The 21,479-nt window shown below is 67.9% G+C and carries 24 protein-coding genes and 2 pseudogenes; 13 read left to right on the forward strand and 13 right to left on the reverse strand.

The annotated features are described in order from the left end of the window. On the reverse strand, positions 1 to 183 hold a 183-nt coding region (locus tag ACT53R_RS02765), incomplete at its 3' end, for a hypothetical protein (RefSeq protein WP_476170323.1). A 229-nt stretch (positions 184 to 412) separates the two neighbouring features. Then, positions 413 to 886, reverse strand: a complete 474-nt coding sequence (locus ACT53R_RS02770; protein WP_476170324.1) for a hypothetical protein — start codon at positions 884 to 886, stop codon at positions 413 to 415. A gap of 735 nt (positions 887 to 1,621) precedes the next feature. On the opposite strand from ACT53R_RS02770, the gene ACT53R_RS02775 reads away from it, so the two are divergent. From ACT53R_RS02775 to ACT53R_RS02795, 5 genes are all read left to right on the forward strand, one after another. After that, positions 1,622 to 2,455 (forward strand): kanamycin nucleotidyltransferase C-terminal domain-containing protein, encoded by an 834-nt coding sequence (locus ACT53R_RS02775; RefSeq protein WP_476170325.1) that lies wholly within the window; start codon positions 1,622 to 1,624, stop codon positions 2,453 to 2,455. Between the two features lie 133 nt (positions 2,456 to 2,588). Continuing rightward, positions 2,589 to 2,882: a hypothetical protein gene (locus tag ACT53R_RS02780; protein ID WP_476170326.1), complete on the forward strand. Its 294-nt coding sequence runs from the start codon at positions 2,589 to 2,591 to the stop codon at positions 2,880 to 2,882. Positions 2,883 to 2,938: 56 nt separating this feature from the next. After that, entirely contained in the window at positions 2,939 to 3,601 is a 663-nt protein-coding gene (locus tag ACT53R_RS02785; RefSeq protein ID WP_476170327.1) for a hypothetical protein, read from the forward strand. Between the two features lie 159 nt (positions 3,602 to 3,760). Beyond that, entirely contained in the window at positions 3,761 to 4,150 is a 390-nt protein-coding gene (locus tag ACT53R_RS02790; RefSeq protein ID WP_476170328.1) for a hypothetical protein, read from the forward strand. A 223-nt stretch (positions 4,151 to 4,373) separates the two neighbouring features. Further along, positions 4,374 to 4,679: a hypothetical protein gene (locus tag ACT53R_RS02795; RefSeq protein WP_476170329.1), complete on the forward strand. Its 306-nt coding sequence runs from the start codon at positions 4,374 to 4,376 to the stop codon at positions 4,677 to 4,679. A 39-nt stretch (positions 4,680 to 4,718) separates the two neighbouring features. On the opposite strand, the gene ACT53R_RS02800 is transcribed toward ACT53R_RS02795, so the two are convergent. From ACT53R_RS02800 to ACT53R_RS02815, 4 genes are all read right to left on the reverse strand, one after another. After that, on the reverse strand, positions 4,719 to 4,952 hold the full coding sequence (locus ACT53R_RS02800; RefSeq protein WP_476170330.1) for a hypothetical protein: 234 nt from the start codon (positions 4,950 to 4,952) through the stop codon (positions 4,719 to 4,721). 198 nt (positions 4,953 to 5,150) lie between these two features. Then, positions 5,151 to 7,052 (reverse strand): propionate--CoA ligase, encoded by a 1,902-nt coding sequence (prpE, locus tag ACT53R_RS02805; protein ID WP_476170331.1) that lies wholly within the window; start codon positions 7,050 to 7,052, stop codon positions 5,151 to 5,153. 291 nt (positions 7,053 to 7,343) lie between these two features. Next, entirely contained in the window at positions 7,344 to 8,327 is a 984-nt protein-coding gene (locus tag ACT53R_RS02810; protein WP_476170332.1) for a malate dehydrogenase, read from the reverse strand. 200 nt (positions 8,328 to 8,527) lie between these two features. Further along, positions 8,528 to 9,733, reverse strand: coding sequence for an aminotransferase class I/II-fold pyridoxal phosphate-dependent enzyme (locus ACT53R_RS02815; protein ID WP_476170333.1), 1,206 nt, complete (start codon positions 9,731 to 9,733; stop codon positions 8,528 to 8,530). Positions 9,734 to 9,883: 150 nt separating this feature from the next. Here ACT53R_RS02815 and ACT53R_RS02820 point away from each other — a divergent pair, with 150 nt between their 5' ends. From ACT53R_RS02820 to ACT53R_RS02830, 3 genes are read left to right on the forward strand one after another with little or no spacing between them, the layout of a single operon-like run. Then, positions 9,884 to 10,630, forward strand: coding sequence for a hypothetical protein (locus ACT53R_RS02820; protein ID WP_476170334.1), 747 nt, complete (start codon positions 9,884 to 9,886; stop codon positions 10,628 to 10,630). A 5-nt stretch (positions 10,631 to 10,635) separates the two neighbouring features. Next, positions 10,636 to 11,820 carry a M48 family metalloprotease gene (locus ACT53R_RS02825; RefSeq protein ID WP_476170335.1) on the forward strand — a complete coding sequence of 395 codons (1,185 nt, stop codon included), beginning with the start codon at positions 10,636 to 10,638 and terminating at the stop codon, positions 11,818 to 11,820. Further along, positions 11,817 to 12,395 (forward strand): hypothetical protein, encoded by a 579-nt coding sequence (locus tag ACT53R_RS02830; protein WP_476170336.1) that lies wholly within the window; start codon positions 11,817 to 11,819, stop codon positions 12,393 to 12,395. Before ACT53R_RS02825 ends, ACT53R_RS02830 begins: the two co-directional genes overlap by 4 nt. Positions 12,396 to 12,461: 66 nt before the next feature. Here ACT53R_RS02830 and ACT53R_RS02835 read toward each other — a convergent pair whose 3' ends face one another. Further along, positions 12,462 to 13,019 carry a carboxymuconolactone decarboxylase family protein gene (locus tag ACT53R_RS02835; protein WP_476170337.1) on the reverse strand — a complete coding sequence of 186 codons (558 nt, stop codon included), beginning with the start codon at positions 13,017 to 13,019 and terminating at the stop codon, positions 12,462 to 12,464. 100 nt (positions 13,020 to 13,119) lie between these two features. On the opposite strand from ACT53R_RS02835, the gene ACT53R_RS02840 reads away from it, so the two are divergent. Beyond that, a complete protein-coding gene (locus ACT53R_RS02840; protein ID WP_476170338.1) occupies positions 13,120 to 13,950 on the forward strand; it encodes an AraC family transcriptional regulator in 831 nt (276 codons plus the stop codon). Positions 13,951 to 14,008: 58 nt separating this feature from the next. Here ACT53R_RS02840 and ACT53R_RS02845 read toward each other — a convergent pair whose 3' ends face one another. The 3 genes from ACT53R_RS02845 to ACT53R_RS02855 form a co-directional block, all read right to left on the reverse strand. Next, positions 14,009 to 14,503, reverse strand: a complete 495-nt coding sequence (locus ACT53R_RS02845) for a peptidylprolyl isomerase (RefSeq protein ID WP_476170339.1) — start codon at positions 14,501 to 14,503, stop codon at positions 14,009 to 14,011. 83 nt (positions 14,504 to 14,586) lie between these two features. Continuing rightward, on the reverse strand, positions 14,587 to 15,078 hold the full coding sequence (locus tag ACT53R_RS02850; RefSeq protein WP_476170340.1) for a macro domain-containing protein: 492 nt from the start codon (positions 15,076 to 15,078) through the stop codon (positions 14,587 to 14,589). A 146-nt stretch (positions 15,079 to 15,224) separates the two neighbouring features. Beyond that, positions 15,225 to 15,533: a hypothetical protein gene (locus tag ACT53R_RS02855; RefSeq protein WP_476170341.1), complete on the reverse strand. Its 309-nt coding sequence runs from the start codon at positions 15,531 to 15,533 to the stop codon at positions 15,225 to 15,227. 38 nt (positions 15,534 to 15,571) lie between these two features. Between ACT53R_RS02855 and typA the strand changes: the two genes are divergently transcribed. Beyond that, positions 15,572 to 17,431 carry a translational GTPase TypA gene (gene typA, locus ACT53R_RS02860; protein ID WP_476170342.1) on the forward strand — a complete coding sequence of 620 codons (1,860 nt, stop codon included), beginning with the start codon at positions 15,572 to 15,574 and terminating at the stop codon, positions 17,429 to 17,431. An 8-nt stretch (positions 17,432 to 17,439) separates the two neighbouring features. Next, positions 17,440 to 17,931, forward strand: coding sequence for a DUF2127 domain-containing protein (locus ACT53R_RS02865; RefSeq protein WP_476170343.1), 492 nt, complete (start codon positions 17,440 to 17,442; stop codon positions 17,929 to 17,931). A gap of 48 nt (positions 17,932 to 17,979) precedes the next feature. Here the strand turns inward: ACT53R_RS02865 and ACT53R_RS02870 are convergent, their stop codons facing one another. The 3 genes and pseudogenes from ACT53R_RS02870 to ACT53R_RS02880 form a co-directional block, all read right to left on the reverse strand. Further along, on the reverse strand, positions 17,980 to 18,204 hold the full coding sequence (locus ACT53R_RS02870) for a helix-turn-helix domain-containing protein (protein ID WP_476170724.1): 225 nt from the start codon (positions 18,202 to 18,204) through the stop codon (positions 17,980 to 17,982). A gap of 6 nt (positions 18,205 to 18,210) precedes the next feature. Next, positions 18,211 to 18,975 (reverse strand): annotated as a pseudogene (locus tag ACT53R_RS02875) (sigma-54 interaction domain-containing protein); the annotation flags it as partial. Between the two features lie 21 nt (positions 18,976 to 18,996). Beyond that, positions 18,997 to 19,755 (reverse strand): annotated as a pseudogene (locus ACT53R_RS02880) (PAS domain-containing protein); the annotation flags it as partial. Between ACT53R_RS02880 and cydP the strand changes: the two are divergent. Together cydP and ACT53R_RS02890 are read left to right on the forward strand one after the other, a co-directional pair. Then, a complete protein-coding gene (cydP, locus tag ACT53R_RS02885; RefSeq protein ID WP_476170344.1) occupies positions 19,743 to 19,907 on the forward strand; it encodes a cytochrome oxidase putative small subunit CydP in 165 nt (54 codons plus the stop codon). The pseudogene ACT53R_RS02880 and the gene cydP sit on opposite strands and share 13 nt — an antisense overlap. Then, on the forward strand, positions 19,904 to 21,472 hold the full coding sequence (locus ACT53R_RS02890) for a cytochrome ubiquinol oxidase subunit I (protein ID WP_476170345.1): 1,569 nt from the start codon (positions 19,904 to 19,906) through the stop codon (positions 21,470 to 21,472). The genes cydP and ACT53R_RS02890 overlap by 4 nt, the downstream gene beginning before the upstream one ends. The last annotated feature ends 7 nt before the right edge of the window (positions 21,473 to 21,479 follow it).

A 21,479-nucleotide genomic window follows, 5' to 3' on the forward strand; every position in this document is an offset into this window, starting at 1 on the left:
GGTGACCGCTTCACAAGACCACGTGAACTGCCCTGAATCGATGTCCGCCCCGAGCACACAAAAAATCTGACACACCCGGCGCCACCCTTTGCGGGTGGCGTTTGCCGCTTTTCGGGGCAGGCGTGGCACTTTTCCGGTCACGCACCACACTTTCCGTCTGGCGCGCGACGCTTTTTTGGTCATGTGTGACCATTTCAGACTGACATGCGACACTTTTTGGATCGCGCGTGGCGCTTTTTTTACCATCTGCCACACTTTTTCACTGGTGCGCCACGCTAGAAGTGTGGCGCATGATGCTTTCTACCTTGCATGCCACGCTTTTCAGGTGGTGGCCGGCGCTTTCCGGGGGTCGCACGGCGTTTCGACTGTCATGCGCCACGGGGCGGGCCCCGATCGCGCCCGCCCGGGGCGTTCAGCCGTCCTTCGACGCGGCAGCGGCCGCCTTCGAGGGCCGGGCGAAGCGCGTCGACAGGGCCTTGCGCAGCCCTTCCAGCCCCTGATTGCGGCCGGACACCTTCAGCAGCGCATAGCCTTCCAGCGCGAACGACATCACGTCGCTGCCGAGGGCGTCCTGGCTGTCCTCCCACCGCTCGGAAAGGCGCTGCAGCCGGGCCAGCCGCGGGCGCAGCTGGTCCAGCGCCGCCAGGTCGGCCTGCGCGTCGGCCAGATCCAGACTCGGCGGGATGACCTGCGGGTTCTCGCCCAGCACGGTCAACGTCTGCCGGCAGAAGGCCTCCGACTTCGGCCCCATCCGGTACAGGCCCTTGCGCTGGTCGGGCGTCAGCGAGATCAGCCCCTGCAACTCGGTTTCGAGCGCGGCCAGGGCGTTGTCGATGCGCGCAAGCTGTTGGTCGTCGAAGCTCAGGGACAGCAGGTTCTGACTCATGGGGTTCCCGATTGGCGTTGGACCCGCGTGCTGCGGGCGGGCGGCAGCCTACACGGGTCGCGGGAGACGGCGCATGAAACCGGAATCACGACCATAGGGTGGGCTCGGGCCTGAGGTATCCCCACAAGTTTTCGCGGAAGCCTCGGACATTCATGTCCCAACGACATCCGTGAGCCCGTTCTGGTCTTGACGTTCCGGGGCCCCTGGTCGCGACGGGCTTCGCGGATCAGGCCCGAAGGGCGCGCGGCAGGAGGCCGCGCGTTTTTCGACCAGCACACGGATGTGCTGTCGAAAAACCCCGCGGAGCCCGTGCACCCGGCGCGCAGCGTCGGGCGCGACCGACGGGGTGTGCTTTCTTTGGGTCACCCTTTCTTTACACAAGTAAAGAAAGGTGACTCGCTCGCGGCAGCGAGCGAAACACGGAAACAACGGCAGAGCCTTCAAAGCGGGATCCCGGCGTTCGCCGGGATGACGGGATGACGGGATGACGGGATGACGGGATGACGGGGAATGGTGCTGCCGGATCAAGCAGCCCCCTCGCCTCCGGCCCGGGATGACACGAGAGAGGGTCGACCCCACCTGCCCCGATGATCCGCCAGGACAAGAAGTGGGGAACCCCCAGACCCGGGCCCGCCGCAACGTCTGCCCGCATGGGCATACTGGGACCGCGATCGCCCATCGTGCGTCGCCTGCGTCATCGGACAAGTCCCACATCCACGGAGCCCATTCCACGCCATGCAGTACGAACTTCCCACAGGCAGACTCGAAGACGTGTTTTCCGGCCCGCGCGCGATCACCGCCGACGAGCGCAGCGCCCTGTACGAGCTGATCATCAATGCGATGCGCGAGCGCTTCGGCGAACACCTGCAGCATCTGGTGCTGTACGGCTCCACCGCACGCGGCGCCGCCCGCCCCTACTCGGATGTCGACCTGTGGGGCGTGATCGACGACGAGGTCTACGGCCCCGAGTTCCAGAAACAGGTCGAATGGGTCTACGGCCCCGGCAAGGCGCTGGTGTACCTGCTCTCGCGCACCGCGGCCGAAGCGCTCGCGCGCGTGGTCGACGAAAGCTGGCCGATCAGCCGCGGCAAGTTCGTCTATTCGCACGTGGTGTGGACCGCGCCCGGCCACGAGAACCTGCTCGCCGAGCTGCGCGAGATCGCCACCCATCCGGATTCGGACACGGTGGAGCGTTCGATGGCGCGGATCGTCTCGGGCACGCTGTACGAACTGATCGGCAAGCTGCGCAACCGCTCGGCGCCACACGCGATGATCGCGGGCACCTTTGCCATGCATCTGGCGCTGGTGACGGGGCTGTCCGCGCGCTATCCGTACGCGACCTTCGGCACGGTGCTGGAAGAAGCCGCGCGGCTGCCGGCGCCCGATGGCGCAAAGGAACTGTACGCAATGGTGATCCAGGGCGACCTGGCCGATCTGGCCCGCGTCAACGACGTGGTCGAGCGCGCCTGGGCCGGACTGGCTTCGTGGCAGGCCGGCCCGGCCTTCACCGCGGCGGTGGAACGGCGCGTCACCCCGGTGTTCGAGCCGAGCGTGGAAGACGCGCACTGAGCCGGCGCGGATTCGCCTGTCGGCGTGCCGCCGACCGAAGGGCGTAGCCCGGGTAAGGCCGCAAGCCGTACCCGGGCGGCTTGCTTCGGCGAGAATTGAAGCCCTGCCCCCCGCCAGTCTCGCCGGAACGCGCATGACTCCCGTACAGACGACATTGACGGCACTCGCATCGCTCGACCTGATCGCTTCGCTGCTGGCCCTCTTCAACCGCTCGTACACGGGCAGGCAGCGCGTCCTTCAACTCGCCATCATCTGGTTGTTGCCGCTGGTGGGCGCGTTGATCTGCATCGGCATCGCATGGTCCGACCACGCGAGCCTGACCGTGCGCAGCACGTTCGACCCGCTGCACAAGCCGACCGACGGCAGCACGATCGATGCGACCGGGCCGCCGGGTACGCATCTTCGCCACGGCGACAACGACCATTGAAGAAATCGCCACGCCCGTTTGTCCGCTATCTGTGCTGGATCACGATAGTCTGGGCTGTGCTGCTCGCTCTCTACGCCGCCGGGACATTCCTGATTCCAGATGACGGCGCACGGGAACCCGAGATGGGGCGCATGGCGACGTTCCTGATCTTCGCCGTGCCCGGCTCGGTGCTCTACTTCATCGCCGCGCTGGGCCTTTACCTGCTGGCGAGCATCGCGTCGGACAGCATGTCACCTGACAGCGTCCGCATGCCCTTTCCGCCTCCGGGCGGCATCGCATTCCACACCGCGGAAGACATCGAAGCGGACGACCTCTGCGTCCTGCTGCACGATGTCGTCGCGTTTCTCGGCACCTTGGAGCCGCCGCTGCGGAAGCTCCGTCGCTACGACGACTGGTGGCAGCATGACGGCCTGCATTTCGCACGAGGCAGCATCACCTTTGGCGAACTTGCCGCGATGGTCGAGACACCGCGCGCCATGCTGGAAGCGACGCCGGACGACGAAGCAGTCTTCGTCGGCATCGCGCCCGACGACGCGCGCTGGTATCTGCGCTTCCGCGCGGAGCGGGATGCTGACGACGAACGCATCGTGGGGCGCATGGCGCTCGTCCTGCCTGCCGAAAGTGCGCGTGGGTTTGCCTCGACAATTTCCGCTCCCGATCGCGCTTTGGTGCAGGAGGCCGCCGAAGCCTGTTACGCGAAGATCATTCGGCGCGATTGAGCATCCAGGCTGCGCCGGGGCCATGGCCGACAATGTTGATGACGCAGTCGGTACAGCCCGGGATGAAGACGCCGGCGTCGGCACCGCGGATCACCCGACCGAGCGAGCTGTAGACTAGGGCGGCAGGTCTTTATTCACTCAACCCGGGCATCAGGCGTCATGGGCGACCAACGCGATTTCGACAAATTGCTTGCGTACCTCAGGCGCGTTCCTGCCATTTCTTCCGATCCCATCGGAACCGGCAAGCTCCCCGACGGCAATTGGCGGGTCCAATTCTCGCTCGACATCGAACACCCGCTTGCATGGCATGTCGTGCAGGAGATGGGCTGCGTCCTCAACTACCTGTCCCTGACGGAACGCTTGCCGACCGTCTTCATGCCCATCTCTCCGGCACCATATCTCAATGGAGGACCTGAAGAATTCCTGTCCTGGATCATCGAATCCAAAGACCCTGCGTTCAAGCCAGGCACGGTTGCAGACTGGCTTGATTCACGCCTGCCCCGCCCTGTCGACGACATCTCTCAATGGCCCTCGGACGACGAAATTTGACCCATCGACAAAGAGCCATCACCCGAGCGCAACGGATACAGGCGCACACTCTGCCCGACAGAGACGGGCAATCTCTTTCATCCCGGGCAGACAAAGCTCACTCTGCCCTCCAGATCATCTGTTCGCTGGTGTGAGCCCAGCCATGCAACTGACCCGCTGTAAGGACCAGGACCACGACACGCTGGATGGGGCATACGGGGAACTCGCACGGAGCGATGACGCGATGAGTCGCGAACTTGGTGCGACGATGCTCGACTTGCTCGCCCGCCTCCGCGCGTTGCCCGGCGACAAGCCGGCATTCGTCCTCACCTCGCATCATCGACTTGTCCTGCTTGCACAGGATTCGCATGCGTCGCCGTGGTTCGTCATCGTGTCCGCGCTGTGCAAGTCCGAATACCACATCGAAGCGCTGCTGCCGGAGCGGGCAGCACCGTGGTCCGGCGCCTACGTGCGTGGCATCGCGCGGACGGAAGACGAAGCGACCGAGATGATCGTGACCGCGATGACCGTTTCGGAAGGATGGAAGTAGCCGCTGAGTGCGTGCACGCCGCGGCACTTGTGCGAAGCATCATGCAAGCCGGGCTCGATCAGGCCTGAACATTTTCAGACAAGCGCCGTCCTCTCCGTACACGACGCACTCCCGATCCGGGAACGACCGAACATGGTCTTCGCAGAACGCGAACGCCGATGCGACGCTGTCGAAATCGATCCGGCATTCCGCATCTCCGGCCTGATGGCGCGTGCCATCGAGATGCAGGACCTTGCCGGTAGCGACTTCAGCGATGAGGACGCGGATGGTCATGGCGGCTCTGTTGATGTTGCACACCATGATTCCAAGCCCATAGGGCGGGCTCAAGCCCGCCGGCTCAAGCCCGCGGGCATGCAATCACGCCCCCGCGACACCCGCGTCGCTACGCCATCATCTTCGAAGCGACGTGATGGGCCGCGATGGCGGGCTTGAGCCCGCCCTATGCCGGCTCACGGGCGCCGCGTGAGACTCTCAGCTCCCGAACTCCGGCCCGCGTGCCAGTGCGCGCTTCACTTCTTCCAATGCGTTCGGGTCATCGAGGGTGGACAGGTCGCCCGGGTCGCCGCCCTGTGCGAGGGCGAGCAGCGAGCGGCGCAGGAGTTTGCCGGAGCGGGTCTTCGGCAGCGCGCCGACGACGTAGATGCGGGCCGGGCGGGCGACGGCGCCGAGGTTGTGTTCGACCTGCTTGCGCATGCCGTCGGCGGCGGCGACGCGGGCGTCGCGTTCGGTCGTGGCCTGGCGCAGGGTGGCGAAGACGACGGGCACCTGCCCTTTCAGTTCGTCGGCGACGCCGACGACCGCGGCTTCGGCGACGACGGGGCAGCTAGACACGGCTTCCTCGATCTCGCGTGTGCCCAAGCGATGGCCGGCGACGTTGATGACGTCGTCGGTGCGGCCGAGGATGAAGGTGTAGCCGTCCTCGTCGCGAATCGCCCAGTCGAGCGAGCTGTACAGCAGTTCCTTGAAGTGGCCGAAGTAGCTGCGCAGGAAGCGCGCGTCGTCGTGCCACAGCGTGCTCATGCAGCCGGGCGGCAGCGGCGGTTGCAGCACCAGCACGCCCTTCTCGCCGGGGCCGACTTCCTCGCCGGTGGATTCGTGGATGATCTTCGTGCGGTAGCCGAGATTCGGGAAACCGGGCGAGCCGAACTTCACCGGCTTCATGTCGAGGCCGGGCAGCAGGCACAGCACCGGCCAGCCGGTCTCGGTCTGCCAGTAATTGTCGATGACCGGTTTGCCGAGCGCGTCGGTGATCCAGTGCGCGGTGGGTTCGTCCAGCGGTTCGCCGGCGAGGAACAGGTAGCGCAGCGACGTCAGGTCGTGGCGGCGGATGTAATCGACATCGTGCTTCTTCAGCACGCGCGCTGCGGTCGGCGAGGAGAACATCGTGCGCACGCGGTACTTCTCGCACAGCGCCCACCAGATGCCGGGATCCGGATGTACCGGCAGGCCTTCGTACAGCAGCGAGGTCGCGCCGACGATCAGCGGGCCGTAGACGTTGTACGAATGGCCGACGGCCCAGCCCACGTCGGAGGTGGAGAACATCGTCTGCCCGGGGCCGACGTCGTAGACGGTGCGCATCGACAGCGCCATCGCGACCGCGTGGCCACCGACGTCGCGCTGCACGCCCTTGGGCTTGCCGGTGGTGCCGGAGGTGTAGAGCAGGTAGCTGGGTTCGTTCGACTCCAGCCATTCGACCGGCACCTGCGCATCACCGACGGCGGCGCGCAGTGTGGCGTAGTCCTCGTCGCGGCCGGCGACCTTCGGTTCTGCCGGGTCGAGCCCGCGCGAGACGATCAGCACCTTCGGCGGCGCGAATTCGGCTTCGGCGCAGGCGGCGTCGACCAGCGCCTTGTACGGGATGACCTTGCCGCCGCGCATGCCGGCGTCGGCGGCGATGAGCAGTTTCGGTTTCGCGTCGTCGATGCGCAGCGCGAGGTTGTGCGCGGCGAAGCCGCCGAACACCACCGAGTGGATCGCGCCGATGCGCGCGCAGGCGAGCATCGCGAACACGGCTTCGGCCATGTTCGGCATGTAGATCACGACGCGATCGCCGCGGCCCACGTCCAGCCGCTTCAGCACGGCGGCGAAGGCGTTCACCTCGCGATGCAGCTCGCGATAGGTGATCTCGCGGGTGGTGTCGGTCTCGGTGGAGATCGCGACGAGCGCGAGCTGGTCGCCGCGTTCGTCGAGGTGCCGGTCGACGGCGTTGTAGCAGAGATTGGTCTCGCCGCCGACGAACCATTTGCGGAACGGCGGTTCGTCGTATTGCAGGATCGTGTGCGGCGGCACGTGCCAGTGGATGGCCTTGGCCTGCTCCGCCCAGAATGCCTCCGGTTCTTCGACCGATCGGCGATATTCGTCTTCGTAGCGCATGGCCCCTCCCGGCGTGGCGCGATGCCGGGAGCATAGTCCCGCGCGCCGCCGCCGGCCTTCCGACCTTGGTCGGAGGTGGCAAATCATCGAGCCGCCTACGGCTCGGTAGAGCGGCCTTCAGGCCGCTGCGCTTGATCCATCGCGCATCTCGAAAAGCAGCGGCCTGGTGTTCAACAGCCGAATGGCTGGTCAGGCCGCTCTACCGAGCGCGAGATGGCAGACGGGCGCATCGCAAACAAAAATGCCAGCCGGGGGTGAGCCGGCTGGCATTCGAATCGGCAACAGATGCGTTTACAGCAGGTGCGCGACGCCGGCGCGTTCCTCTTCCAGCTCGGCCAGGGTCTTGTCCATGCGGGCGCGGCTGAAGTCGTCGACCGGCAGGCCTTCGACGCGGGTGTATTCGCCGTTGGCGCAGGTCACCGGCACGCCGTACATCACGCCTTCGGGGATGCCGTAGCTACCGTCGGACGGAATGCCCATCGTCACCCACTCGCCATTCGTGCCCAGCGCCCAGTCGCGCATGTGGTCGATGGCGGCGTTGGCGGCCGAGGCGGCCGACGACAGGCCGCGGGCCTCGATGATGGCGGCGCCGCGCTTGCCGACGACCGGGATGAAGGTATTGGCGTTCCAGTCGGCGTCGTTGATCTTGCCCTGCAGCGACTCGCCGCCGACGGTGGCGAAGCGGTAGTCGGGGTACATGGTCGGGCTGTGGTTGCCCCACACGACCATCTTCTTGATGTCGGCGACGGCGACGCCAGCCTTGGTCGCGAGCTGCGACAGCGCGCGGTTGTGGTCGAGGCGCAGCATCGCGGTGAAGTTCTTCGCCGGCAGGTCCGGGGCCGACTTCATGGCGATGTAGGCGTTGGTGTTCGCCGGGTTGCCGACGACCAGCACCTTCACGTTGCGCGAGGCGACGTCGTTCAGCGCCTTGCCCTGCACGGTGAAGATCTCGGCGTTCTTCAGCAGCAGGTCCTTGCGCTCCATGCCCGGGCCGCGCGGCATCGCGCCGACCAGCAGGGCATAGTCGGCGTCCTTGAACGCGACCTTCGGATCATCGGTGCCGACCATGCCGGCGAGCAGCGGGAACGCGCAGTCTTCCAGCTCCATCATCACGCCCTTGAGCGCGGCCTGGGCCTTCTCCAGCGGCAGCTCCAGCATCTGCAGGATCACCGGCTGGTCCTTGCCCAGCATTTCGCCGGAGGCGATGCGGAACAGCAGGGCGTAACCGATCTGGCCGGCAGCGCCGGTGACGGCGACTCGGACGGGGGTCTTCATGTGCGGTAGCTCCAGAAAGCCTTGAGGAAAGATCGAAGGAAGGAAACGCGATCGGGACGGGTGGCAAGGGTAGACGCGCCATGGCCGGGAGGCCATCGCCCGCGGCTACGACTTCAGTCGCAAGCCGCGGAGGCGTCGGGAAATCGTATGCAGCCCCCCGACGAAAAAGGCCGGATCGCGGAGGCGACCCGGCCCGTGGTTCAGGACAGCTCGGCGAAGAACTCGCGGAAACGTTGCATGCCCGGCATCAGCTGCGGCGTCGGGCAGGTGTAGCTGATGCGCAGCGCGCGCGGTTCGCCGAACGCGGAGCCCGGCACGCAAGCCACGCCCTTGGCGTCGAGCAGCGCGTTGCACAGGTCGACGTCGTTGGCGATCGTCAGGCCGGTGGGGCCATGGGTCTTGCCGAAGTAGGCGCTGACGTCCGGGAAGACGTAGAACGCACCCAGCGGCTTCGGGCAGACGATGCCGGGGATCTGCGCCAGCACCGCCATCACCTCATCGCGCTTGGACTGGAATTCGGCGCACTTCTGCGCCGGCACGTCCTGCGGGCCGTCCAGCGCGGCGATCGCCGCAGCGGTGGTGAGCTCGGGGATGTTGGTGATGTGGTTCGAGTTGAGCGTGACCACGGCCTTCGCGACGGACTCGGGGCCGGCCATGAAGCCGACGCGCCAGCCGGGCATGCCGTAGGTCTTCGACAGCGAGTCGAGGAAGATCAGGCGGTCGCGCAGTTCCGGGCGGAAATGCAGGAAGTTGTGGTAGCCGACGCCGTCGAACACCATCGTGTTGTAGATGTCGTCGGTGATGATCCAGGTGTCGGGATGCTTCGCGACCACGTCGGCCAGCGCGGCGATCTCGTCCTTGGTGTACGCCATGCCCGTCGGGTTGGACGGGTTGTTGAACAGGAACACCTTCGGCTTCTTCGCCAGCGCGGCGTCGAGCTGCGCGGGGGTGAGCTTGTAGTCCTGCTCGGGCGGGCACGGCAGCAGGTCGACCTTGGCATCGACGATCTCGGCGATGTCGAGGTAGCTGGTCCAGTACGGCGTCGGGAAAGCGATGGTGTCGCCTTCGTCCAGCAGCGCCTCGGCCAGGTTGTAGATCATGTGCTTGGCGCCGATCGCCGTGACCACGTTGGCGCGGGCGTAGCCGGTCATGCCGAGCGCTTCGATGTGGCGCAGGAAGGCATCGAGCAGCGCGTCCGCGCCGCGATTGCTGCCGTACTGGCCGCTGTCCTTCGCGAGGGCCTCGCGCACCGCTTCGTACACGTGCGGGCCGGGGAGGAAGTTCGGGACGCCGATCGAGAAGCTGATGATGTCGCGGCCTTCGGCCTTGAGCTTCTTGGCCTTTTCGGCGACGACCATGATCGCGCTGGGCTTGGCGCGACCGATGCGCCGGGCGAGCTGTGGCATGAGGGTTTGACCTGGGGAAGGTATGCACTATTGTAGCCCCGGCGATCCCGCGTCGCAGCATTCGCGGTGCGACGGAACCGTGATCGCCACCCGGCACGACCGGGTGCATGCCCGCCCTGGAGACCCGGAAAGAGGGGGAATCGCGTGAAGATGCGTCCGTACGCCCGGTTGATGTTCCCCGCCTGCGCCCTGCTCGTCGCCTGCGTGCTGGCGACCGCCGGTGCCGCGGCCGCCACCCGCTCCCGCACCGCCGTCGACGCCACCGGCAGCCTGGTCAAGGTCGACGGCAGCATCGCGGTGATCGAACCCGACATCGAGCTGTCGCTGGTCACCGCCGGCGGCATGCTGGAGCCCCGGCGCGAATGGTCCGAGACCGCACGCCGGCTGTATCCGGCCGAAGTGCGCCAGCAGCTCGAAGGCCGGCGCGTGGTGATGGCCCCCGACTACGACATCCCCGACGGTCTGGACCCGGCCTCGCAGCTGGGCCAGATCATCCGCCTGCACCAGGCGGTGGCGATGAGCATCCTGCAGTACACCACCCCCGGCAACGTGCTGGCGACCAAGAAGGACGCCAAGGGCCGCGCGCGGATGGACTGGAGCCTCGGCCCCGGCGTGCAGGCACTGCGCGAACAGACCGGCGCCGACTACGCCCTGTTCACGTACCTCCGAGACAGCTACACCAGCAGCGGCCGCGCCGCGCTGCGCGTGGTCGGCATCCTGCTGCTGGGCGGCGACATCGGCGGTGGCGCCCAGGTCGGCGTCGCGACCTTGGTCGACCTGCGTACCGGCCAGGTGGTCTGGTACAACCTGCTGGCCAAGCAGACCGGCGACCTGCGCGACCAGGCAGGCGCGGCGACCACGGTCCGGCAGATGCTCAGCAAACTGCCGGTGGAGTGACGCCCATGCGCGTATCCCGCCCCTTCGCCACCGCCCTGCTCGCCACCGCGCTGGCGGGCACCGTGGCCGGCAGCGCCGCCGCGCCGCCGCTGCCGCACCTGAAGCCGGGCGAGCGCCCCGCGCCGGGGTCGACCGAATCCGAGCTGTGGTACGGCACCGACCAGGCCGAGAAATACCTGCGCCAGGCGCCGATCGTGGTCCACGACCCCGATCTGCAGCGCTACGTCGAGGGCGTGGTCTGCCGCGTCACCGGCGACTACTGCAAGGACCTGCGCGTCTACATCGTCGACTACCCCGTGTTCAACGCCTCGATGGCGCCCAACGGCGCGACGCTGGTGTTCACCGGCGCGCTGCTGCGCATGCGCGACGAATCCGAACTGGCGGTGGTGCTGGGCCACGAATTCGCGCACTACAAGGCGCGGCACTCGCTGGAAAGCTGGGAAACCACCAAGCGCGCCAGCGCCTTCCTCAGCACGTTCGGGCTGGTGAGTTGGGTCGGCGGGATCCCGCTGGCGGGCGAGATCGCCTATCTCGGCGGCATCGGCGGGCTGTCCAAGCAGTCGCGCGACAACGAACGCGAGGCCGACCGGCTCGGCTACGCCGCGACCATCGCGCTCGGCTACGACCCGCAGGGCGGCGTGCGCGTGTGGGAGCGCATGCGTCGCGAGGAACAGGCCGACAAGCACCACCACAGCGGCGGCGTGTTCGCCAGCCACCCGAAGACCGAGGAACGCCTGACCGACATGCGCGCCGCCGCGGCGCAGGTGTCGACCGAGCATCCGGTCACCAACGCCGAGGCCTACCGCGCGGCGATCCGCCCGTTCCTCCAGCGCTGGATGGAAGGCGAGCTGTCGCGACGCACCTACGACACCAGCCTGCAGGTGCTGTCCGAGTTCAGGCAGGACGCCACGCCCGACACCGCGGCGCTGGCCACGTTCTACCTCGCCGAAGCGCATCGCCGCCGCAACAAGGGCGACGACATGGCGCAGGCCGGCAAACTGTACGCCGAAGCCCTGGCCCTGCCCGATCCGCCCGCCGCCGCGTGGCGCGAGCAGGGCCTGTACCTGCAGGCGCACGGCGACCAGCCCGGCGCGATCGCGGCGCTGCGCCGTTACCTCGACGCGGCCCCGGAGGCCGGCGACGCCGCGCTGATGCGGCATACCCTCGAACGATGGGAGAAGACGCCATGACCCTGCGCACGATGCGCTTCCTGCTGCCTGCGCTGCTGGCGCTGCTGCTGGCGGCCTGCGCCAGCCAGTCGCTGCAGACCGCCGGCAAGGCGTCGGCCTTCGACATGACCTTCGACACCACGCTCGACTGGAGCCGCATCAAGGCCAACCGGCGCGAGATCTGGACGATCGACGGCGTGCTGCTGAACCGCCTGCTGATCTTCTCGAAGATCAAGCCGGGCGAGCACGTGTTCCAGCAGGCCCGCGAGCGGAAGTCGCGCCCGGATGGCCCGTGGTACCGCAGCGGCATGCGTCTGGACGAAGTGCAGAAGCTGATCACCGACGGTCTGGTCGACGGCCAGTGGGTGGGTGTGCAGGCGACCAACCTGCGCCCGCACAGCTTCGGCGGCGTGGACGGCATCCGCTTCGACGTCGAGATGGCCGATCCGGACGGCCTGATCTACCGCGGCACCGTCGCCGCCGCCGAACGCAACGGCCTGCTCAACCTGATCGTGTGGGTCGCCCCGAAGGAGTACTACCACGGCCGCGATGTCGCCGCCGTGGACGCGATGCTGGACGGGATGCGGTTCAAGTAATCGCACGCCGCACCGCCACGCCGCGCACCCGGAGGCGCGCGGCGTTTCCGGTCGGTGCCGCAGCCCTCAGGCCGCGATCTCCAGCGGCACCGCCGGGAAATCCACGACCGTGCCGGCGACGTGGTTGACGTAGTTGGTCAGCGTGTTCAGCGCGACCAGCGCCACCACTTCCAGCACGTGGCCATCGTCGAAGCCGGCCAGTTTGAACGCCGCCAGTTCGGCATCGTCGATCACGCCGCGTGACGTGGTCAGCCGCCGGGCGAAGTCCGCCAGCGCGGCATCGCCGGCATCGGAGCTGGCGCCCGAGCGCGCCGCGCGGATGTCGGCTTCCGACAGGCCCGCGCCCTTGCCGATCAGCGTGTGCGCCGCAAGACAGTAGCCGCAGCTGTTCGCCTGCGCGACGGCGAGGGCGACGATCTCGCGACGGCCCGCGTCGAGGCGGCCGCCCGCCAGCGCGTCCGAGAACGCCAGATAGCCGTTGAGCGTGGCCGGCGCGCGGGCAAAGGTGCGGAACAGGTTGGGGACGACGCCGAGCTTCGCCTTCACCGCGGCGAGGGTGGCGGCGACGGCGGGATCGGCCGAGGCCGGGTCGAGCGGGGCGATGCGGGGGGACGAGGCGTTCATGGCGGGCTCCTGGGAAGCCGTGGAAGGAAGCGTCACTGTGGCGGCTCGATCGATACACATGGCATCATTTCGTCCACGAAAAGCCACGGATCGTCTCACCATGCAGGATCGCCTCAGCGCACTGCTCGACTGCTTCCGCCTGCGGGCCCGGGTCTTCCACACCGGCAGCCTGTGCGACACCGCCGATTTCGACGCCCGCGAAGGCGTCGGCCACCTGCACGTGCTGCGCGGCGGCACGCTGCGGATCGGCGACGGCGTCGCCGGCGAGACCGTGATCGCCGAGCCCAGCCTGATCTTCTATCCACGGCCGGCCCCGCACTGGATCCGCGGCGAAGGCGCGCACGGCGCGGAGCTGGTGTGCTCGTCGATCGAACTGGGTGCGGATGCCGGCAACCCGCTGACCCGCAGCCTGCCCGCGCGACTGGTGCTGCCGCTGCGCGACAACGCGCTGCTGCGCGGCACGCTCGAACTGCTGTTCGAAGAAGCGTTCGCCCAGTACTGCGGGCGGCAGGCGGCGCTCGATCGCCTCAGCGAACTGATGATCCTGCAACTGCTGCGCCACTGCATGACCGCCGGCGTGGTCGCACAGGGCGTGCTCGCCGGCCTCGCCGACCCGCGTCTGGCGAAAGCGCTCAACGCGATGCACGGCGCCCCGGGCGAGGCGTGGACGCTCGACGGCCTGGCGCGGGTCTGCGGCATGTCGCGCGCCCGGTTCGCGGCGCACTTCCACCGCGTCGTCGGCACGCCGCCGGGCGACTACCTGACCGACTGGCGCCTCAGCGTCGCGAAGACACTGCTCAAGCGCGGACAACCCGTGAAGACCGTCGCGCTCGACGTCGGCTACGCGAATGCATCGGCGTTCGCGCGCGTGTTCGCGGCACGGCATGCGGGCACGTCGCCCACTGTCTGGCTGTCTGCGCTGGCGCACTGAGCGCGGAAACGAAAAACGCGCCCGGAGGCGCGTTTTCCATGCGATGCCGCAGCCCGGATCAGGCGGCGAGGATCTTGTTCCATTCCGCCACGCGGTCGGCCTTCGCGTCGAGCGCGGCCTGGGCGTCGCCTTCGATCTTCACCGACTTGATGACGTCGCCCTGGCGGATGGCGTCGACCACGTCAAGACCTTCCAGCACCTTGCCGAACACGGTGTGCTTGCCGTCCAGCCACGGGGTCGCCACGTGGGTGATGAAGAACTGGCTGCCGTTGGTGTTCGGGCCGGCGTTGGCCATCGACAGCACGCCGCGCTCGTGGCGGACACCGTTGCTGGTCTCGTCCTCGAAGCGGTAGCCGGGGCCGCCGGTGCCGCGGCCCTGCGGGCAGCCGCCCTGGACCATGAAGTCGGCGATCACGCGGTGGAAGACCAGGCCGTTGTAGAAGCCGCGCTGCACCAGGTTCACGAAGTTGGCGACGGTCAGCGGCGCCTTGTCGGCGAACAGTTCGATGCGGATCGGGCCGCGGTCGGTGTCGAAATGGGCGATCAGGGACATGCGGGTGTCTCCGGGCGACGAAAAAGGGCGCACACCGTACCACGCCCGCCCTCCCCGGCGGGCGTGGCGGTGGCCCCCGTCATTCAGAACACTTCGTCGGCCAGTTGGCCCGGGCGGTAGGTCGAGTAGACGTAGACCGGGATGCCGGCATCGGCCAGATGTTCGAGGATCAGCGGACGCACGTCGTCCCACGCCAGACCGCCGACGCCGGTCGCCAGCCGCGGCAGCGCGATGCTGGTCAGGCCCTGTTCCTCGATCTCCGCCCGCAGCGCCTTCAGCGCATGGCGGACGTGCTGGAGGCTGGCCTTGCCGGGCTTGCCGCCGTGGTGGCCTTCGGCGCCGTCCTGGGTGAACAGGTTGACGATACGGCGGCCGTCGGCGCCCGCCCAGGTCCACAGGGTGCCGGGCTTGGGATGGGTGGACTGGCAGTAATGCCGGAAGTCCTTGTAGAGCGCCGGGGCGTACTCGCGCAGCGAGAGCGCCAGGCCGGTATGGAAATCGTCGTTCGGAGCCACGCCGTGGGCGATGGCCTGGGCACGCGTCTTGAGGATGTCGCCGGTGGTTTCCTGAAGCATGGGGCTTCCTTGGGGTGGAAATGGGATGGCGCCAGCCTCCCACGCCCACGCCCGCATCGCCTTGCCTCCGGGCAGGCGCGCATGACGCAAAAACCGCTAGAATCGCTGATTCGCCACCGTACTTCCGCAGACCATGGCGTCGCGGCTCAGCGCCGGTGGTGGGCGATCATCGACATCGCCAGGCCGGCCCAGCCGAGCAGCACCATCACCCCGCCCAGCGCCAGCAATGGCACCCGCAGATCGGCCGGCAGGGCCTGCGCCACCGCCGACGCCGGCGAGTACTGCATCAGCAGCCCGAGGGCCAGCACCAGTATCCCCAGAATGTCCAGGGCCATGGCCCACAGCGGCGGTTTCCAGGGGGTCGGGGCCATGCGCGGGTCCTTGATGAACGAGACGATCGTCGCCGATCGAGCCATTGCTCGACCGGGCAGCCTATAATAGTCGGCTTCCTTCACGACAATCCGCGCCCGGCCCACCCGCGGCGCCATTCGCCATGTCCGCACAGAATTCCGTCGAACGCCTTCGCAACATCGCCATCGTCGCCCACGTCGACCATGGCAAGACCACCCTCGTCGATCAGCTGCTGAAGCAGTCCGGCACCCTGAACGAGCGCGCCGTGGTCCCCGACCGCGTGATGGACAGCAACGATCTGGAAAAGGAACGCGGCATCACGATCCTCTCCAAGAACACCGCGATCCGCTGGACGAACCCGAAGACCGGCGAGCAGTGGCGCATCAACATCGTCGACACCCCCGGCCACGCCGACTTCGGCGGCGAAGTCGAGCGCGTGCTGTCGATGGTGGACTCGGTGCTGATCCTGGTCGACGCGATGGACGGCCCGATGCCGCAGACGCGCTTCGTCACCCAGAAGGCGTTCGCGATGGGCTTCAAGCCGATCGTCGTCGTGAACAAGGTCGACCGCCCCGGCGCGCGCCCGAGCTGGGTGCTGGACCAGACGTTCGATCTGTTCGACCGTCTCGGCGCCACCGACGACCAGCTCGACTTCACCACCGTCTACGCCTCGGGCCTGCAGGGCTTCGCCGGCATGACCGAAGACGTGCGCGGCGGCGACATGACCCCGCTGTTCGAGGCGATCTGCGAGCACGTGCCGGCGCCGCCGGTGGATCCGGATGGCCCGTTCCAGATGCGCGTCACCTCGCTGGACTACAACAACTACGTCGGCATCATCGGCGTCGGCCGCATCCAGCGCGGCAAGGTGAAGACCAACCAGAACGTCACGATCGTCGATCGCGAAGGCAAGACCCGCAACGGTCGCGTGCTGCAGGTGCTGGGCTTCATGGGCCTGGAGCGCGTGGAAGTGCCCGAGGCGCAGGCCGGCGACATCATCGCGTTCAGCGGCATCGAGGGCGTGGGCATTTCCGACACGCTGTGCGCGCCCGACGCCGTCGAGCAGCTGCCGGTGCTGGCGGTGGACGAGCCCACCATCTCGATGACCTTCCAGGTGAACGATTCGCCGTTCGCCGGCGTGAAGGAACGTTCGGGCGGCAAGTTCCTCACCTCGCGCCAGCTGCGCGATCGCCTCACCCGCGAAACGCAGCACAACGTCGCACTGAAGGTCGAGGACACCGCCGACGCCGACAAGTTCAAGGTCAGCGGCCGCGGCGAACTGCACCTGTCGATCCTGATCGAAACCATGCGCCGCGAAGGCTACGAGTTGGCCGTGTCGCGTCCGGAAGTGATCATCCGCGAGATCGACGGCGTGCTGCAGGAGCCGTACGAAGCGCTGGTCGTCGACATGGAAGAACAGTTCCAGGGCGGCGTGATGGGCCGTCTCGGCGAGCGCAAGGCGCTGCTGCAGAACATGGAACCCGACGGCAAGGGCCGTGTGCGCCTCGACTACCTGATCCCGGCGCGCGGCCTGATCGGCTTCCAGACCGAATTCCGCACGCTCACCGCCGGCACCGGCCTGCTGTTCCACGTCTTCGACCATTACGGCCCGAAGACCGACGGCGCGATCGGCCAGCGCCAGAACGGCGTGCTGATCTCCAACGGCACCGGCAGCTCGCCCGCGTACGCGCAGGCGGCGATGCAGGAACGCGGCCGCCTCTTCATCGAGCCGGGCGAGGAGATCTACGAAGGCCAGATCGTCGGCATCCACGCCAAGGACAACGACCTCACGGTCAATGCCCTGCGCGGCAAGCAGCTGACCAACTTCCGCGCCTCCGGCAAGGACGACGACGAAGGCCTGATCCCGCCGATCAAGTTCTCGCTGGAACAGGCGCTGGAGTTCATCGACGACGACGAACTGGTCGAAGTCACCCCCAAGCAGATCCGCCTGCGCAAGAAGATGCGCACCGAGGTGGATCGCAAACGGGCCTCGCGCGCGGCATAATCCCGCCCATGCGACCGGATGCGCCTTACAACCCGAGCCCCAATGCGCATCCGGGGCTGCATGCCATCGCGCTGATCGAACTCGGCAAGAGCCTGCTGGCCCTGCTCGCGGCCAGCGGTCTCGAACTCTTCGGCCCGGTCTCGATCCGGGCCTTCCTGCATCGGCTGGTCGAGATGTTCCAGTTCGATGCCCAGCACAGCGCCCTGTCGGTGCTCGCACAGAAGGTCAGCCCCGGCGCCGTGCACTGGGCCGCGGGCGTGGTCGCCGCGTACGGCGTGCTGCACCTGATCGAAGCCTGGGGCCTGTGGCGCGCCAAGGCCTGGGCCTCGTGGCTGGGCTGTCTGGCCGCCGCCATCTACGTGCCGTTCGAACTCTACGAACTGATCCGCAGCCCCGGCTGGATCGCGCTCGCCGTGGTGACGATCAACGTCGCCATCGTCTGGGTGCTGGCGCGCGATCTGTACAAGCGGCGCGGTCCGCACGCCGCACCGGCCGCCTGAGCGCGGCGCCGCGCGGCCATCGCCGGGTCGCCCTTTCTTCGCCCGCCCTCAGATCAGTTGCAGCGTCCGCAGCCTGCGGTAGAGCGTGCGTTCGCTGATGCCGAGGCTCGCGGCCAGGCTGCGCCGATCGCCGCGATGCGTCGCGAATGCGGTGCGCAACGCGTCCGCTTCCAGCGCCTTCAGTGACCCGGGACGCGGCGCATCGCCGGTGATGTCGTCGTCCGTCGACGGCGCGTCGGGCATCGCGGCGCCGCTCCACACCGCATCGTCCATCGCGCGCCGCACGTGGCTTTCGCCGATGCGGTCGCCGTCGGCCATCAGCACCGCGCGCTCGAGGATGTTGCGCAGTTCGCGGATGTTGCCGGGATACGCATGCCGGCGGAGGCGTTCGAGCGCGCCGGCGGTCAGCGTGCGCTCGCGTCCTTCCGGGATGCGCTGCAGCAGCGCGCGCGCCAGCAGCTCGATGTCCTCCAGCCGATCGCGCAGCGACGGAATGCGCACCGGGTAGGTCGCCAGCCGGAAGAACAGGTCCTGGCGGAACCCGCCCTCGGCCACCATGCGCCGCAGGTCGCGATGCGTGGCCGACACCACGCGCAGGTCGGTGTGGCGCAGGTCGTTGCCGCCCACGCGCCGATAGCAGCCGGACTCCAGCAGGCGCAGCAGCTTCACCTGCATCGACAGCGGGATGTCGCCCACTTCGTCGAGGAACAGGGTGCCGCCGTCGGCGGATTCGACCAGCCCGGGCTTGGCGCTGCTCGCGCCGGTGAAGGCGCCCTTCTCGTGGCCGAACAGTTCGCTCTCGAACAGGCTCTCGGGCAGGCTGGCGCATTCCACCACCACGAACGGCCGCGCGCGGCGCGGGCTCATCTCGTGCAGCGCCTGTGCGACGAGTTCCTTGCCCGTGCCGGATTCGCCCAGCAGCAGCACGCTGGCCTGCGATGGCCCCGCGCGGGCCACGGATTCCAGCATCCGCCGGAACGCCGGCGCCCGTCCGACCAGACGCTGGCCGCGGCCGGCATCGCGCACGGCGCGCAGCGGCAGCATCTTCTCCAGGAAGTAGACGAAACGGCCGTCGCCATCCGCCAGCGGCGTCAGCTCCACTTCGATGTATTCCTGCCCGATGGGCAACTGGTGCAGGTGCAGCACCTTCTCGCGCTGCCCGCTGGCGAGCGCGGCCGCCAGCGGACACGACTCGCCGGCGCGGTCGCAGGGCACGTCGACGTGGTGCGACACCGCGTGGCAGGTGCGGCCGACGACGGCGCCGTGCGCGAACTGCGCCCGGTAGGCGGCATTGGCCGCGAGGATCCGGTAGTCGCGATCGAACAGGATGTGCGGCTCGGGCAGGCTGTCGATCAGCGAGACCAGCAGCGGCGGAGCGTCGGGACTGTGTTCACCAGCCATGGGGGCGGCTCCGCGGGCGAGGCGGCCATCATGCCACTCTGGCAGTAGCGACTGCCATTTTCGACAGTTTCCGTGGCGGACGCGCCAGCCGGTTGCGAGCAACCCTTTGATTTCAAAGATCTGCCGCGACGGATTCGCGATGGCACGGATGCTGCATTGAAGAAGGCGTGAAACCCGCCTCGCCCACCGCCCGTCTGGTGCGCCATCTCGTCGCGATCGTCGTGGCGAAGCGGGGACTGCCGCACGCCCCTCGCGACCGGAGGCCCCGAACGACCGCTTCGGCTGGGGCGATATGCCCAATCGAGACGATGGGGAGGCCCGCCTAGCATGGCCATCCGACGACCGACCGAGCCTCCGCGCAGGCGAAGCACCCGGCACACCCTCCGCTCCCCCACGCAGGCCCGCATCCGATGACGACCGCATGGCTCCGACGCCACCTGGGCGTCGTGCTCGCAGTGAAGTGCGTCCTCCTCGCCGCCCTCTGGTGGTGCTTCTTCCGCGAGGCGCGGCCCGCCATCACGGCGGAGGACGCCGCTTCGCATCTCCTTTCGACCCAGCAGGAACGACCCGAATGATTTCCGAGCACCTCGTCGACCTGTCGCGGCTGCAGTTCGCGGCGACGGCCATGTACCACTTCCTGTTCGTGCCGCTGACGCTCGGCATGACGTGGCTGCTGGTGATCATGGAAAGCGTGTACGTGATGACCGGCAAGGTCGTCTGGAAGGACATGACCCGCTTCTGGGGCAAGCTCTTCGGCATCAACTTCGCGCTGGGCGTGACCACCGGCATCACCCTGGAATTCCAGTTCGGCACGAACTGGGCGTACTACTCGCACTACGTCGGCGACATCTTCGGCGCGCCGCTGGCGATCGAGGGGCTGATGGCGTTCTTCCTCGAATCGACCTTCATCGGCCTGTTCTTCTTCGGCTGGGACCGCCTGACGCGGCCGATGCACCTGCTGGTGACGCTGCTGATGGCGATCGGCACCAACCTGTCGGCGCTGTGGATCCTCATCGCCAACGGCTGGATGCAGAACCCGGTCGGCGCCGAGTTCAGCTACACCACGATGCGCATGGAGATGACCGACTTCTGGGCCGTGGTCTTCAACCCGGATGCGCAGGCGAAATTCGTGCACACGGTGTCGGCCGGCTATGTCACCGGCGCGATGTTCGTGCTGTCGATCTCGGCGTGGTACCTGCTGAAGGGCCGCAACGTGGAATTCGCCAAGCGCAGCTTCCGCGTCGCCTCGGCGTTCGGCCTGGCCTCGGCGCTGTCGGTGATCGTGCTGGGCGACGAGTCCGGTTACACCGTCGGCGAAGCGCAGCAGACCAAGATGGCGGCGATCGAGGCGATGTGGGAAACGCAGCCCGCGCCGGCCGGCCTCGCGCTGGCGGCGGGCATCGACGAACGCGCCGGCCGCAACACCTGGGAGATGCAGGTGCCGTGGGTGCTGGGCCTGATCGGCACACGCTCGGTGACGAAAACGATCCCGGGCATCGTCGAGATCAAGGAAAAGAACCGCGAGCGGATCCTGAGCGGCATCGAGGCCGTGACCGCGCTCGAACAGTTGCGCAAGCATCGCGACGACGCCGACGCGAAGGCGCGGTTCGAGGCGCACAAGGCCGACCTCGGCTTCGGCCTGCTGCTGAAGAAATACGTGGTGGATGTACGCCAGGCCACGCCAGCGATGATCCAGCGCGCGGTCGACGACACCGTGCCGCGGGTCACGCCGATGTTCTGGGCGTTCCGGGCGATGGTCGCCGCCGGCTTCGCGATGCTCGCGCTGTTCGTGCTGGCGTTCGTCGAGACCGTGCGCGGTCGCTGCGGCGGGAAGCGCTGGCTGCTGCGCTGGGCGCTGTGGATGCTGCCGGTGCCGTGGATCGCGAGCGAGCTGGGCTGGTTCGTCGCCGAGTACGGCCGCCAGCCGTGGACCATCTACGGCGTGCTGCCGACGCACCTGTCGGTGTCGACGCTGAGCGTGGAAAGCCTGTACGGCTCGCTCGCCGGCTTCATCGGTTTCTACACCCTGCTGTTGATCGTCGAGATGTACCTGATGGTGCGCTTCGCGCGACAGGGGCCCGGCAGCCTCGGCACGGGGCGCTACGACCAAGACGTCGCGCCCGTCGCGGCCCACGCCTGAGGAGATC

Source organism: Lysobacter sp. DMC104, from assembly GCF_056313665.1.